Raw genomic sequence first — 13,956 nt, 5'->3', positions numbered from 1 at the left:
CCCCCGTGCAGATCACCTTCCGACCCGTCGACCCCGCGCGCGACGCGGCCCTCGTCCACACCTGGCTCACCGATCCCCGCGCCCGCTACTGGGAGATGACCGAGAACTCCGGCGAGCAGACCCTCGCCTACCTCCGAACGATCGCCGACGACCCCGCCCAGGACGGCTGGATCGGCGCCATCGACAGCGAGGACGCACCCGGGACCGGCGCCGACGTCGTCTACGTCGAGACCTACGACCCCGCGACCCTCATCCCGCGGCACGCGCTGCGCATCCGCCCGGGCGACCTGGGCATGCACGTGCTCGTCGGCCCGCCGGCGGGGGAGCGGCGCCACGGCTTCACGGCGGACGTCATGGCCGCCGTCATGCGCTTCTGCTTCGCGCAGCGCGGGGCCGAGCGCGTCGTCGTCGAGCCCGACGCGCGCAACGACCGCATCCTCGCCAAGAACGCCGCCGCGGGCTTCCGCGTGCTGCGCGAGCTCGACCTCACGGTCGACGGCCACCCCAAGCGCGCCGCCCTCAGCGTCTGCACCCGGGAGGACTTCGCGGGCTCCCCGCTCGGCGACAGCGGCGGCGAGGGCGCAGAGGACCCCCACGCTCACCTGCGGCCCGACGTCGCCGACGCCGTCCACCGGCATCTGCTCGCCAAGGCGATCTCCGAGTTCTCGCACGAGCGGATCCTGGCGCCGGTCGATCTCGAGGACGGCTGGTGGGAGCTGACCGCGTCCTCGAACGAGGGGACGAGCTACCGCTTCCGCGCCCGGGTGCTGCCGCTCGAGCACTGGCTGGTCGACGAGGACTCGATCGTGCGGATCGAGGCCGCGCAGGCCCGGGCCGCGTCCGACGGCGCGCCGTCGGGCAGCACGCCGGTCGACGGCGGCGAGCGCCGGGCCCACGGCCGCCTCGACGTGCTCGAGTTCGTCGCCGCCTTCCAGAGGGCGCTCGGCATCCCCGACGACCTGCTCTCGATCTACCTCGAGGAGCTCGCCTCGACCTTCGCGGCGGCATGCGCCAAGCTGCACGACGCCCGCGAGGGCCGTCGGCCCACGGCCCGGCAGCTGCTCGACGCCGATCTGCAGCAGATCGAGTCCGCGATGACCGAGGGGCACCCGGGCTTCCTCGCGGGCAGCGGCCGCATCGGCTATGCGCTCAGCGACTACCGCGCCTACGCGCCCGAGCAGGGTCGGCGCACGCGACTGCAGTGGATCGCGGTGCGCCGGGAGCTCAGCCATCTCAGCCTCGGCGAGGGCTACGACCTCGAGGACCATCTGGCCGGAGCGCTCAGCGCCGAGGAGCGCGCCGCCTTCGCCGACCGGCTCCTCGCACGGGGGCTCGACCCGTCGGACTACCACCTCATGCCGCTGCATCCCTGGCAGGCCGACCACCGGCTGCCGCTCACCTTCGCCGCGGACGTGGCCCGCCAGGACCTCGTGCCCCTCGGCCCGGGCGGCGACGAGTTCCAGGCGCAGCAGTCGCTGCGCACCTTCTTCGACCTCAGCCGGCCCGGCTCCCCGTACGTGAAGACGGCGCTCGCGATCCAGAACATGGGCTTCCTGCGCGGGCTCTCGCCGCATTACATGCGGGACACGCCCGCCATCAACGACTGGGTGCACGGCGTCGTCACGGGCGATCCCGAGTTCGCTGCGCAGGGCTTCTCCGTGCTGCGCGAGCGCGCGGCGCTCGGGTACACGGGCGACGTCTACCACCGCACGCCTGCGACCAACCCGCACCGCAAGATGCTCGCGGCCCTGTGGCGCGAGAACCCCCTGCCGCTGCTCGGCGAGGGCGAACGGGCCATGACGATGGCGGCGCTGCTCCACCGCGACCACGAGGGCACGGCCCTGGCGACGCAGATGATCCGCGCCTCCGGACTCGCCCCCGAGGTCTGGCTCGACGACTACCTCTCGGCGTACCTGCAGCCGCTGGTCCACGCCCTGCTCGGCCACGACCTCGTGTTCATGCCGCACGGCGAGAACCTCATCCTGCGCGTGCGCGAGCAGCGCGTGGTGGGCGCGTTCATGAAGGACATCGGCGAGGAGACGGCCGTGCTGGGCCACCGTGAGCTGCCGGAGCGGATCGCGCGGATCCGCGCGGTGGTCCCGGGCGACGAGAAGGCGCTGTCGGTCTTCACGGACGTCTTCGACGGCGTGCTGCGCCACCTCTCCGGGATCCTCGAAGCAGACGGTGTCCTGCGCGCCGAGGTGTTCTGGCAGCGGGTCGCCGCCGCCCTGGACGCCTATGAAGCGCGCCACCCCGAGCTCGCGCGGGGGCTCTCCGGCGACGTGGAACTGCGCACGGAGGAGTTCGCGCACTCGTGCCTGAACCGTCTGCAGCTGCGCAACACCCTGCAGATGGTCGACATCGGCAACCAGGCCGAATCCCTGCTCTACGCCGGGACGATGCCCAATCCCGTGGCGCGCACCGCCGACGTCCCGGAGGCCGAACCGGCTCTGCCCGTCGCCTGATCCGCCGCTAGCATGCGATCACGCGCCGCACCGCGGTGCGGCGCGTGATCAGCGGAGCCGCGAGCGGCCGAGGATCGAGCGGCCGAGGATCGAGCGGCCGAGGATACTCGGCCGACGGATATTCGGCCGACGGGCGAGCGGCGGAAGGGGACGGACAGGGATGGGACGGTTCAGCCTCGGCGCTGCACTGCTCGGGGCGAGGCGCGCGAGACCGGCGTCGTCCGGGCCCTCCGCCTCCGGGCCGTCCGCGATCGGCGTCGCGAGCGTGCTGGACCTCTGGTGCGCCGAACGGTCGACCGACGGCCCCTCCCGCGCCGAGGGTCCACGGACGCGCGAGGCACGGGCCGATGCCTCCCGCGAGCATCTGGTGCGCCTGCGCATCGAGGGCGACGGCCGTGAGCCCTCGCTGCTCGCGCTGCGGGTGCGACTGACCCCGGCGGAGCTCTCCGCGCTCGTGCCCGGTGCCCCGTTCCCGGTGCGCTTCGGCCCCGGCGGCGGGGACTTCCCCGAGCTCGTCGACGCGGCGGACCCGCTGGTGCGCGAGCTGCTGCTGCGCCGACGGATCGCCCTGGGCCTGATCCCGCCGGACGTCGCGGCGGCGCGACTGCACGGCGTGCTCGCCCCTGCCCGCGTGATCAGCGCGCGGCCGACGGGCACGAGCCTGGACGACCAGGTCGAGGTCGCCGTGAGCGTGCGCGTGCAGCCCGGCGGGGTCCGCACCCCATGGGACGCGGACACCCGTGCATTCCTGCATCCTGAGAGCCTGCGCCACCTGGTGGCCGGCCGTCGGATCGCCGTCCGCTACCTGCCGGGCGATCCCTTCGTCGTCGCGATCACCCTGGAGGATCCGCGCGGGGACGCGCGCTGAGCGGCACAGCCCGTCGGCCCCTCAATCCTCGCCGGCGAGGCGGCGCACGCCCGCGGGGGTGTCGCCCTCCGGCAGCGGCAGGTAGGAGACGATGTGCAGGTCGGGCGCGTCCTGCGGGACGATGTTGACCTGCTCGAAGACCAGGCGTCCGCCCACCGGGTGCTCGAAGATGCGCACGCGCGAGCTGAAGCGGTCGACCTCGTGGGCGTCCCAGGCGCGGGAGAAGCCGGGGGAGAGCGCGCGCAGATGCTTGACCAGGCGCACGTGCTGCGGTCCGCCGGCGCGCCCGCCCGCCTCGGCACGGTACTCGGCGAGGAACTGCCTGCTGGTGAGCTCCCATTCGGGCAGCATCGCCCGCACGCGATCGTCGGTGAAGATGAACTGCAGGAGGTTCCGCTGGGCGGGATCGGCGTCGAGCACGCCGGGGAACAGCCCCTCGTAGCTGCGGTTCCAGGCGGCCACGTCCCAGTGCGCGGTGAGCGCGAAGGAGGGCGCCGGATCCAGGGCGTCCAGCAGGTGCTGGACGTGCGGCGGGACCGGCTCGGGCTCGGCGAGCTCGGGCCGAGGGCGCGGGGTGAAGCCCGCGAGGCCCAGCACGTAGTCGTGCTCGGCCTCGCTGAGGTGCAGGTTCACCGCGACCGCGTCGATCACCTGGCGTGAGGGGTTGATGTCGCGCCCCTGCTCGAGCCACGTGTACCAGGTGACGGAGACGCCCGAGAGGAAGGCGATCTCCTCGCGGCGCAGACCCGTGGTGCGCCCGCGGCCCACGGGTCCCAGGTCGTAGTCCGAGCGCTCGACCTCGTTGCGCCGTCGGCGCAGCAGGGCGCCGAGCTCCTTGCGTGCTGGTTCGTCCACGCGCCGAAAACTATCAGTTCCACCACTAGTAGTGCTGGCGTCTTGGTGGGTTCCGCACCACCGTGGCCTAATGGTCATATGCCCCAACTGCGCTCTCGAACCTCGACCCACGGCCGCAACATGGCCGGTGCCCGCGCCCTGTGGCGCGCGACCGGCATGGAGAAGTCCGACTTCGGCAAACCGATCATCGCGATCGCGAACTCGTACACCCAGTTCGTGCCCGGCCACGTCCACTTGAAGAACATGGGCGACGTCGTCGCCGGCGCCATCAAGGAGGCCGGCGGCGTCGCCAAGGAGTTCAACACGATCGCCGTGGACGACGGCATCGCCATGGGGCACGGCGGCATGCTCTACTCGCTGCCCAGCCGTGACGTGATCGCCGACAGCGTCGAGTACATGGTCAACGCCCACTGCGCGGACGCGATCGTGTGCATCTCGAACTGCGACAAGATCACCCCCGGCATGCTCATGGCAGCCATGCGCCTGAACATCCCGGTCGTGTTCGTCTCCGGCGGGCCGATGGAGTCCGGCAAGCCTGTCGAGGGCGTCGTCGACCACCGCCTGGACCTCGTGGACGCCATCTCGATCTCGGCCGACGAGAGCGTCACCGACGTCCAGCTCGCCGAGATCGAGGAGAACGCCTGCCCCACGTGCGGGTCGTGCTCGGGAATGTTCACCGCGAACTCGATGAACTGCCTCACCGAGGCGCTCGGCCTCTCGCTGCCGGGCAACGGCACCACGCTCGCCACCCACGCGCTACGCAAGGAGCTGTTCCTGCGCGCCGGCCGCACCGTCGTGGATCTGTGCCGCCGCTACTACGGCGACGACGACGAGTCGGTGCTGCCGCGCAACATCGCCACCAAGGCCGCGTTCACGAACGCGATGAGCCTGGACGTCGCGATGGGCGGCTCGACGAACACCGTGCTGCACATCCTGGCCGCCGCGATCGAGGGCGGGATCGACTTCGGCCTCGAGGACATCGACCGACTCTCGCGGTCCGTGCCGTGCGTCTCCAAGGTCGCCCCGAACAGCCAGAAGTACCACATCGAGGACGTCCACCGGGCCGGCGGCATCCCCGCCATCCTGGGCGAGCTCAGCCGTGCCGGCCTGCTCGACCACTCGGTCCACTCCGTGCACTCGCCGGACCTGCAGTCCTGGCTCGCCGAGTGGGACGTGCGCAGCGGGGAGACCAGCGAGGAGGCCAAGACCTTCTTCCGCGCAGCCCCCGGCGGGGTGCGGACGACGCAGGCGTTCTCCCAGGCGAACCTCTGGGACGACCTCGACCTCGACGCCGAGGGCGGTGCGATCCGCGCGGTCCCGCACGCCTACACCAAGGACGGCGGCCTCTGCGTGCTGAAGGGCAACCTCGCGACCGAGGGCGCCGTCATCAAGACGGCGGGCATCACCGAGGACCTCTTCCACTTCGAGGGCAGCGCCGTGGTGTGCGACTCGCAGGAGGAGGCCGTCCAGAAGATCCTCGACAAGACGGTCAAGGAGGGCGACATCGTCGTCATCCGCTACGAGGGCCCGCAGGGCGGTCCGGGCATGCAGGAGATGCTCTACCCGACCTCGTTCCTCAAGGGCCGCGGGCTCGGCAAGGCCTGCGCCCTGATCACCGACGGGCGCTTCTCCGGCGGCACCAGCGGCGTCTCCATCGGCCACATCTCCCCGGAGGCTGCCGAGGGCGGGCTCATCGGCCTGGTCGAGGACGGCGACAAGGTCATCATCGACGTCGACAAGCGGCTGCTCCAGCTCGACGTGCCCGAGGACGAGCTCACCCGTCGCCGCGCGGCCAAGGGCGACCTGCCCTGGCGTCCCGAGAGCCGTGAGCGCCAGGTCTCCCAGGCGCTCAAGGTCTACGCGCACCTGGTGCGCTCTGCGACCTACGGCGCGACCCGGAGGCCGTTGGACTGAGCGCGCGGCCACTGCGCGGATGCCGGTGAACGGTCAGCGGCGGGGCCGACGCAGGGCGGCCGCGACGCCGGCGACCACCAGCAGGCACCCCAGCGCCACCACCGCTCCGATCAGCAGCACCGTCGGATCGATCGCGACGGCGGGGACGGAATGGATCCCGACGAGGAGCGCGACGACCAGCAGCAGCGCTCCCCAGAAGATGGTCCCGAACACGGGCCCCCGCCGTTCCCGAGCGTCCGCACTCTCGGCGTCGCGATCTTCCCCTGTCCCCTCCGGGCCGTGGTCGGTGCTCGCGTCGGGCGCGTGTGCGGTGTCGAGAGGCTGGTGCTCGCTCACGGGGTCTCCTGGATGTCGATGTCGGCGGTGCCGAACAGCACGCGCACGTGCACGGTCGTGATGTCCTCATCGTCGGCGGTGCGGGCCGCCGGGTTCTCGAGCTCGGTCGAGGCGAGCAGAGTCCCGTCGGGCTGGGAGTCGCGGGTGTCGGGGGTGCGGACTCCGGCGACCAGGCCGTCGACCTCCACGCGCACGGGAGCGTCGTCCGGAAGGAGCACCTGGGTGGCCCCCGCTCCCAGCCACATCTCCACATCGCTCCCGCGATCAGCCGGCGAGAGGTCACGCAGGTCCAGGCCGGGACTTCCGGCGATCATCGCGAAGCGCTCGGTCGTGCCGGTGCTCTGGGCGTCGACCGTCCACCGGGTGTCACCGAAGGGACTGATCTGCGTGCCGGCGGGGACGACCCCGAAGATGACCAGGGCGATCACGGCGATGAAGGAGAACAGTCCCAGACCGCCGCTCTCCCGGCCGCGGATGCCCGCCACCACGGTGGCGATCGCGAGGACGGCGAGGGCGCCGGCGAGACCCACGATGAGCGGCGCGTCGGACCACCCCAGAGCCTGGGCCGAGAGGGCGACGAGCGCACCGACCACCAGGGCCATGCCGAGGCCGATCGCGACGAACCCTGCGGAGGGCTGGCGCCTGCGCCATCTCGCCGCGCGCTCGGCGAGCCTCTCCTCGCGGCGGTGTCGCAGATCCTCCTCGTGGGCGCGCCGGTCGGCCGACCGTTGCTGGAAGGAGGCGCCGTGGTGCCCGGCGGCCCTCGGGGCGCGCGGCGCGGCGCCGAGGGTCGACCAGTGCTGACCCTGGGAGGGCCCTTCTGTGTTCGCCGAGGCGGCCGACCTGCCGCGCGTCCCGTGTGGGCGGTCACGGCCGTGGCCGGCATGGTCACCGGTGCGGCGTGCGATGAGCACGACGAGCCAGGCCAGGATTCCGACCAGCACGAGGGCCCAGGCGGTGCGCATGGTGGTCTCGAGCCAGCCCGGCATGCTCCACCAGTCCGGCGCGCCCCGCCACCACAGTCCCTGCCCGTAGGGGGTGAGGCCCAGGAGGATCAGCACGCCGATGGCGATCTGGGCCGGAGCGAAGATCCCCGCGAAGAGGTCTTCGAGCACGATCTCGTCCCGGCTGTCGGGGAGCAGTGCCCAGCCGATCGCGTAGGCGATGAGAACAGGCCCGCCGAGGAGGGCGACCACGATCGCGATGCCGCGGACCAGCAGGGGGTCCAGGCCCGTGCGCTCGGAGATGGCGCCGCACACGCCGGCGATCCAGCGCTCGTCGCTGCGCATCAGTCCGAGGTCGCGCATCCAGGCGAAGAAGCCGAAGCGGGGGCGTCCTGTCTCGTCGTTCTCGGTGTGCGGGGCGCTCTCGCCGGGCGGTGCGTCCGGGGAGGCGCCGGGGGAGTCGGGGCCGTGGGGAGGGGTCGTCATGGCTTCAGCATTGCCGGGCAGAGGGCTCCGCACCATCGGGGAGCACCCCGAGAATCCCCTGGGATGTGGAGGCAGAACCCTGGGATCGGCCCGGGGGAGTGCCGGAGGGAACCGGCGCCTGCTTGGATGAGGGCGTGAGGACGACCAGGATCATCCGGCCCCGGCAGCATGCCGTGGCAGGAGTGTGCGCGGGTCTCGCCGAGCACACGGGTCTGCCCCTGGCCGCCGTGAGGGCAGGAGCCTGCGTGCTCACCGCGACGGGCGGCGCCGGAGCCCTGCTGTACGTGTGGCTGTGGGCGACGACGCCCCTCGCCGGGGCCGACTCACCGGCACCGCGCGCTTCCCTCACCAGGGCAGCCTCACCCGCGACGGCGGGCGCAGCAGGCGCCGAGGACGATCAGGCGCATGGCCAAGTCCGGAGCGGCCCGTCGAGCAGGTCCGCGCTGGGACGAGCGCCCGTCACCGAGATCCTCCTCGGACTCGCCCTCCTGCTCGCGGGCGGCGCGATGGTGGCCTCGCGACTGGGAGCACAGATCCCCCTGGCGTTCTTCGTGCCCGCCGTGTTCGTGCTCATCGGCGCCGGGCTCGCCTGGCGGCAGCTGCACGAGCTGCGGATCGGACGCGCGAGCGGCCCGTCGGCGCAGGTCGCACGGGTCGCTGGGGCGCTCGCCCTCGTGGTGCTGGGGATCCTGCTGTTCTTCGTCTCCGACGCGGAGCCCAATGTGTGGACCGTGTTCGTGGCGGCGACCTCCGTGCTGCTGGGCGTCGGGGTGGTCCTCGCGCCCTGGGCCGTGCGCCTGGTGCGGGATCTCGCCGAGGAGCGCGCCGCGCGCGCCCGCGAGGTCGAGAGGGCGGAGTTCGCCGCCCACCTCCATGACTCGGTGCTGCAGACGCTGGCCCTGATCCAGCAGAAGGCCGAGCCCGGATCCGAGGCCTCTCGCCTGGCACGCGGACAGGAGCGCGAGCTGCGCAGCTGGCTGTTCGCGGAGACCGCCGGCAGCGGGACCGCCGGGCCGCTCGACCTCGCGGCCGAGCTCCGGCGGGCGGCGATGCAGTGCGAGCAGGAGCACGCGGTGAGGATCGACGTGGTCACCACCGGCCGGGCCGTGCCGGAGGCGCCGGAGGGGCTGCTCGCCGCGGCCCGGGAGGCGATGCTGAACGCCGCCCGGCACGCCGGAGGCACGATCAGCGTGTACTCCGAGGCCTCGGACGGGATGCTCGAGGTGACCGTCTCCGATCGCGGTCCCGGGTTCGATCTCGCATCCATCGGGCCGGAGCGGCTGGGCGTGCGCGAATCGATCATCGGCCGCATGCGGCGTCTGGGCGGCAGCGCGCGGATCCAGCCCGGCCCCGGTGGCACCGGGACGCGCGTCGTGCTGCGACTCCCGCGCGCCCAGGGTGCAGGGGAGACCGAGCGGTCGACCGCCGCCTCCGCGCCGACGACCACCGTCCCGTCACCACAGGAGCACCGATGAGCACCACGTCCAGCACCCCCGCGGCCGAGCGGCTGACCACTCTCATCGTCGATGACCATTCGATCTTCCGCTCCGGGCTCCGCGCGGAGCTGTCCGCCGACATCGATGTGCTGGGCGAGGCCGGAACGGTCGAGGAGGCGGTCGAGGCGATCCGGGCGCTCCGGCCGGTGACCGTGCTGCTGGACGTCCACCTGCCCGGCGGACGGGGAGGCGGAGGCGCCGAGGTGATCGCCCGCACCACGGGCGTCGAGCAGCCCGCGCCCGGGGCGTCTGCGGCGCCCTGGACGGACCCGACGCACGCGGGTCGCCAGCCCGTGTTCCTCGCCCTCAGCGTCTCCGACGCCGCCGACGACGTGGTGCGCGTGATCCGCGCCGGGGCGCGCGGGTACCTCACCAAGAGCACCTCCGGCGCAGACGTCTCCGCGGCACTGCACCGGGTGGTGGCCGGCGACGCGGTGTTCTCCCCGCTGCTCGCGGGCTTCGTGCTCGATGCCTTCGGGGCCGCAGGGGGAGAGGAGGCCGCGAGCGACGAGGAGCTTGACCGTCTCACCCGTCGAGAGCAGGAGGTGATGCGCCTGATCGCCCAGGGGTACGCCTACAAGGAGGCCGCCTCCGAGCTGTTCATCTCCATCAAGACCGTGGAGACGCACGTGTCGAGCGTGCTGCGCAAGCTGCAGCTGTCCTCGCGGCACGAGCTCACGGCCTGGGCGCTCTCGCGGCGACTGCTCTGAGCGCCCGTCCCACAGGGTGGACGGTTTGCCGCGCGGGTGTGGGGCGCACTACAGTCGCCAGCATGCAGACGATCATTCTCGTACTTCCAGAGCGCGGCTGACGCCACCGTTCCAGAACGAGACGTCCCGCGCGCCCCTCGAGAGCCCCAGGCCGAGGGGCTTTTTGATGCCCACGCGGGGCCCAGTCCCCGCCACGGGTGGAGCGGGGGACATCGGCCGAGGATCTGCACAGCCCCATCCGCGAAGACCGAAGGAGTTCCGATGACAGGCAAGAGAGTCACCGGCGCCGCATCATTGATCATGTCGCTCGAGCACGCGGGGGCCGACGTCGTCTTCGGCCTTCCCGGCGGGGCGATCCTGCCCACCTACGACCCGCTCATGGACGCGGAAACCCTGCGGCACATCCTGGTGCGCCACGAGCAGGGTGCGGGGCATGCGGCCAGCGGCTACGCCCACGCGACCGGGAAGGTCGGCGTGTGCATGGCGACCTCCGGGCCGGGCGCGACGAACCTCATCACTGCGATCGCCGATGCCCAGATGGACTCCATCCCGATGGTCGCGATCACCGGTCAGGTCGGTTCGATGTTCATCGGCACCGACGCCTTCCAGGAGGCGGACATCGTCGGCATGACGATGCCCGTCACCAAGCACAACTTCCTGGTCAAGGACCCGGCGGAGATCCCCACCGTCATCAAGCAGGCCTTCGAGATCGCCGCGACCGGCCGGCCCGGCGCGGTGCTCGTGGACGTCACCAAGGACGCCCAGCAGGGCATCACGGAGTTCGTCTGGCCCGATGACGTCAGCCTCCCCGGGTACCAGCCCGTCACGCAGCCGCCCGTCAAGGACGTGCGCGAGGCCGCCGAGCTGATCATGGCCAGCGAGCGCCCCGCCTTCCTCATCGGCGGCGGTGTGATCCGCGGCGGGGCGAGCGAGCAGGTGCGCGAGCTCGTCGACCTCACCGACGGCCCGATCACCACCACGCTGATGGGACGCGGAGCCCTTCCCGATTCCCACCCCCATCACCTGGGGATGCCCGGGATGCACGGCAGCGTCGCGGCGGTCTCCGCCCTGCAGCGCGCCGACCTCATGATCGCGATCGGCGCCCGCTTCGACGACCGCGTCACCGGTCGGCTCGACTCCTTCGCCCCGCGCGCGAAGGTGATCCACATCGACATCGACCCCGCGGAGATCGACAAGAACCGTCACGCGGACGTCGCGCTGATCGGCGATGCGGGGGCTGCCGCCTCGGCGCTCACCGCGGAGCTGCGCGAGCGCATCGAGCGCGAGGGCGCCCGCGACCTGAGCGCCTGGTGGCAGGTGCTGGACAACCTGCGCGAGACCTACCCGCTGGGATGGACCGCGACCGACGACGGCTTCACCGCGCCGCAGAAGGTGATCTCCCGGATCGGCGAGATCTCCGGGCCGGAGTCGATCTTCGTCTCCGGCGTGGGCCAGCACCAGATGTGGTCCAGCCAGTTCATCCACTACGAGCGCCCGAACTCCTGGATCAACTCCGGGGGCCTGGGGACCATGGGCTACTCGGTGCCCGCGGCGATGGGCGCGAAGGTCGGTGCGCCCGACCGCACGGTGTGGGCGATCGACGGCGACGGCTGCTTCCAGATGACCAACCAGGAGCTCGCGACCTGCGTCATCAACGACATCCCGATCAAGGTCGCGATCATCAACAACAGCTCGCTGGGCATGGTGCGCCAGTGGCAGAACCTGTTCTACGACCGCCGCTACTCCCACACGGACCTGAACACGGGGCACGGCACGCGCCGGGTCCCGGACTTCGTGAAGCTCGCCGAGGCGTACGGGGCCGTGGGCCTGCGCTGCGAGAGGGACGAGGACATCGACGCGACCATCCAGCAGGCCATGGAGATCAACGACCGCCCCGTCGTCATCGACTTCACGGTCAGCGCGGACGCCATGGTGTGGCCGATGGTGCCCTCCGGCGTCTCCAACGACGAGATCCAGATCGCCCAGGGCATGAGCCCCGAGTGGGAGAGGGACATCTGAGACATGGACACCACCACGAACGACACCCGTCCCGACAGCACGCAGAACAGCTCCCGCGCGGACGCCGCGGCCCTGCACGACACCCAGACCCTCTCGGTGCTCGTGGAGAACAAGCCGGGCGTGCTCACCCGCGTCTCGGCGCTGTTCGCGCGCCGCGGCTTCAACATCTCCTCCCTCGCCGTCGGCCCGACGGAGCACCCGGAGATCTCCCGGATCACCGTGGTCGTCGACGTCGCCGAGCAGCCGCTCGAGCAGATCGTGCGCCAGCTCGACAAGCTCGTGAACGTGCTGCACATCGTGCACCTCGAGCCGCGCCGCACGGTGCAGCGCGAGCTGGTGCTCGTGAAGGTCGGGGCCGACAACGCGACCCGCACCTCGGTCCTCGAGATCGTGCAGATGTTCCGCGCGAAGGTCGTCAACGCCGGCGCGGAGGCCGTGACCATCGAGGCCACGGGCACCGAGGACAAGCTCGTCGCGCTGCTGGACATGCTCGAGCCCTTCGGGATCCGGGAGATCGTGAAGTCCGGCGCCGTCGCGATCAGCCGCGGCCCGGAGTCGCTGGTCGAGGAGTTCCTGCCCGACTGATCGTCCGACGGGGGCCGACATGGCCTCCCCGGACGGGCGGGCCGACGGGCCCGCCCGTCCGGTCTCAGATACCGAAGTCCACTTCTCAACACGTAAGACACGCCAGGCTGTCCCCGGACTACGATGAGAGCGTCGCCCGAACAGCCGACACACCAACGAAGGAGCACATTGTGGCCGAGATCTTCTACGACGACGACGCCGACCTGTCCATCATCCAGGGCAAGAAGGTCGCGATCGTCGGCTTCGGCTCCCAGGGGCACGCGCACGCCCTGAACCTCCGCGACAGCGGCGTCGAGGTCGTCATCGCCCTGCGCGACGGCTCGAACTCGGCCCAGAAGGCCCAGGAGCTCGGCTTCGAGGTCAAGAACGCCGCCGACGCGACCGCGTGGGCCGACGTCATCATGGTCCTCGCGCCCGACCAGAGCCAGCGCTCCATCTACTCCGAGTCCATCGAGCCGAACCTGTCGGCGGGCAAGGCCCTCGCCTTCGCGCACGGCTTCAACATCCGCTACGACCTCGTCAAGCCCCCGGCCGACGTGGACGTCATCCTCATCGCCCCCAAGGCTCCCGGGCACACCGTGCGCCGCGAGTTCGAGGGCGGCCGCGGCATCCCGGACATCGTCGGCGTCGAGCAGGATGCGACCGGCACGGCCTGGGATCTCGCGCTCAGCTACGCCAAGGGCATCGGCGGCACCCGCGCGGGCGTCATCAAGACCTCCTTCACCGAGGAGACCGAGACCGACCTGTTCGGCGAGCAGTCCGTGCTGTGCGGCGGCGTGAGCCACCTCGTCCAGGCGGGCTTCGAGACCCTCACCGAGGCCGGCTACCAGCCGGAGATCGCCTACTTCGAGGTGCTCCACGAGCTCAAGCTGATCGTCGACCTCATGAACGAGGGCGGCATCACCAAGCAGCGCTGGTCCTGCTCGGACACCGCCGAGTACGGCGACTACGTCTCCGGCCCCCGCGTGGTCACCTCCGAGACGAAGCAGGCCATGAAGGACGTCCTCTCCGACATCCAGGACGGCGCCTTCGCCAAGCGCTTCATCGACGACCAGGACAAGGGCGCGCCCGAGTTCAAGGAGCTGCGCGAGAAGGAGGCCGCCCACCCGATCGAGAAGGTCGGCAAGGAGCTGCGCGGCATGTTCTCCTGGAACAACGACCAGCTGGACTCCGACTACGTCGAGGGCAGCGCGGCGCGCTGATCCCACTGATCGGCTGATCCACGGGCGGCGGGCTCTCCCTGAGGGGAGGGCCCGCCGTTCGCGTGCCCGAGGTCGA

General features: G+C 71.6%; 11 protein-coding genes. 8 read left to right on the top strand and 3 right to left on the bottom strand.

Annotated features, from left to right (window positions below; genetic code table 11):
- Positions 1–5 precede the first annotated feature (5 nt).
- Positions 6–2,465 carry a GNAT family N-acetyltransferase gene (locus ACFQ53_RS06100; RefSeq protein ID WP_377856824.1) on the top strand — a complete coding sequence of 820 codons (2,460 nt, stop codon included), beginning with the start codon at positions 6–8 and terminating at the stop codon, positions 2,463–2,465.
- Between the two features lie 160 nt (positions 2,466–2,625).
- Positions 2,626–3,333 (top strand): hypothetical protein, encoded by a 708-nt coding sequence (locus ACFQ53_RS06095; RefSeq protein ID WP_377856821.1) that lies wholly within the window; start codon positions 2,626–2,628, stop codon positions 3,331–3,333.
- A gap of 21 nt (positions 3,334–3,354) precedes the next feature.
- Here ACFQ53_RS06095 and ACFQ53_RS06090 read toward each other — a convergent pair whose 3' ends face one another.
- Positions 3,355–4,188, bottom strand: coding sequence for a helix-turn-helix transcriptional regulator (locus ACFQ53_RS06090; RefSeq protein WP_377856818.1), 834 nt, complete (start codon positions 4,186–4,188; stop codon positions 3,355–3,357).
- A gap of 78 nt (positions 4,189–4,266) precedes the next feature.
- On the opposite strand from ACFQ53_RS06090, the gene ilvD reads away from it, so the two are divergent.
- A complete protein-coding gene (gene ilvD / locus ACFQ53_RS06085) occupies positions 4,267–6,102 on the top strand; it encodes a dihydroxy-acid dehydratase (RefSeq protein ID WP_377856815.1) in 1,836 nt (611 codons plus the stop codon).
- Positions 6,103–6,135: 33 nt separating this feature from the next.
- On the opposite strand, the gene ACFQ53_RS06080 is transcribed toward ilvD, so the two are convergent.
- A complete protein-coding gene (locus ACFQ53_RS06080; protein ID WP_377856812.1) occupies positions 6,136–6,438 on the bottom strand; it encodes a hypothetical protein in 303 nt (100 codons plus the stop codon).
- On the bottom strand, positions 6,435–7,868 hold the full coding sequence (locus ACFQ53_RS06075; RefSeq protein WP_377856809.1) for a PspC domain-containing protein: 1,434 nt from the start codon (positions 7,866–7,868) through the stop codon (positions 6,435–6,437). Before ACFQ53_RS06075 ends, ACFQ53_RS06080 begins: the two co-directional genes overlap by 4 nt.
- A 134-nt stretch (positions 7,869–8,002) precedes the next feature.
- Between ACFQ53_RS06075 and ACFQ53_RS06070 the strand changes: the two genes are divergently transcribed.
- From ACFQ53_RS06070 to ilvC, 5 genes are all read left to right on the top strand, one after another.
- Positions 8,003–9,343: a PspC domain-containing protein gene (locus ACFQ53_RS06070; protein ID WP_377856806.1), complete on the top strand. Its 1,341-nt coding sequence runs from the start codon at positions 8,003–8,005 to the stop codon at positions 9,341–9,343.
- Positions 9,340–10,074 (top strand): LuxR C-terminal-related transcriptional regulator, encoded by a 735-nt coding sequence (locus ACFQ53_RS06065; protein WP_377856803.1) that lies wholly within the window; start codon positions 9,340–9,342, stop codon positions 10,072–10,074. The genes ACFQ53_RS06070 and ACFQ53_RS06065 overlap by 4 nt, the downstream gene beginning before the upstream one ends.
- A 261-nt stretch (positions 10,075–10,335) precedes the next feature.
- The gene (locus ACFQ53_RS06060) at positions 10,336–12,093 is read left to right on the top strand and encodes an acetolactate synthase large subunit (protein ID WP_152352738.1); all 1,758 of its coding nucleotides are present in this window, start codon (positions 10,336–10,338) and stop codon (positions 12,091–12,093) included.
- A gap of 3 nt (positions 12,094–12,096) precedes the next feature.
- A complete protein-coding gene (gene ilvN / locus ACFQ53_RS06055) occupies positions 12,097–12,678 on the top strand; it encodes an acetolactate synthase small subunit (RefSeq protein ID WP_152352739.1) in 582 nt (193 codons plus the stop codon).
- A 170-nt stretch (positions 12,679–12,848) separates the two neighbouring features.
- Entirely contained in the window at positions 12,849–13,880 is a 1,032-nt protein-coding gene (ilvC, locus tag ACFQ53_RS06050) for a ketol-acid reductoisomerase (RefSeq protein WP_377856798.1), read from the top strand.
- The last annotated feature ends 76 nt before the right edge of the window (positions 13,881–13,956 follow it).

This window comes from Brachybacterium sp. NPDC056505 (assembly GCF_042794925.1).
Taxonomy (GTDB): domain Bacteria; phylum Actinomycetota; class Actinomycetes; order Actinomycetales; family Dermabacteraceae; genus Brachybacterium; species Brachybacterium kimchii.
The sequence above is the reverse complement of the archived record's forward strand: the minus strand, read 5'-3'. Positions and strand labels throughout refer to the sequence as shown.

Coding starts and splice junctions, on each gene's coding strand:
- ACFQ53_RS06065 (WP_377856803.1), top strand. CDS start 9,340: ATGAGCACCACGTCCAGCACCCCCGCGGCCGAGCGGCTGACCACTCTC.
- ACFQ53_RS06075 (WP_377856809.1), bottom strand. CDS start 7,868: ATGACGACCCCTCCCCACGGCCCCGACTCCCCCGGCGCCTCCCCGGAC.
- ACFQ53_RS06095 (WP_377856821.1), top strand. CDS start 2,626: ATGGGACGGTTCAGCCTCGGCGCTGCACTGCTCGGGGCGAGGCGCGCG.
- ACFQ53_RS06060 (WP_152352738.1), top strand. CDS start 10,336: ATGACAGGCAAGAGAGTCACCGGCGCCGCATCATTGATCATGTCGCTC.
- ilvN (WP_152352739.1), top strand. CDS start 12,097: ATGGACACCACCACGAACGACACCCGTCCCGACAGCACGCAGAACAGC.
- ilvD (WP_377856815.1), top strand. CDS start 4,267: ATGCCCCAACTGCGCTCTCGAACCTCGACCCACGGCCGCAACATGGCC.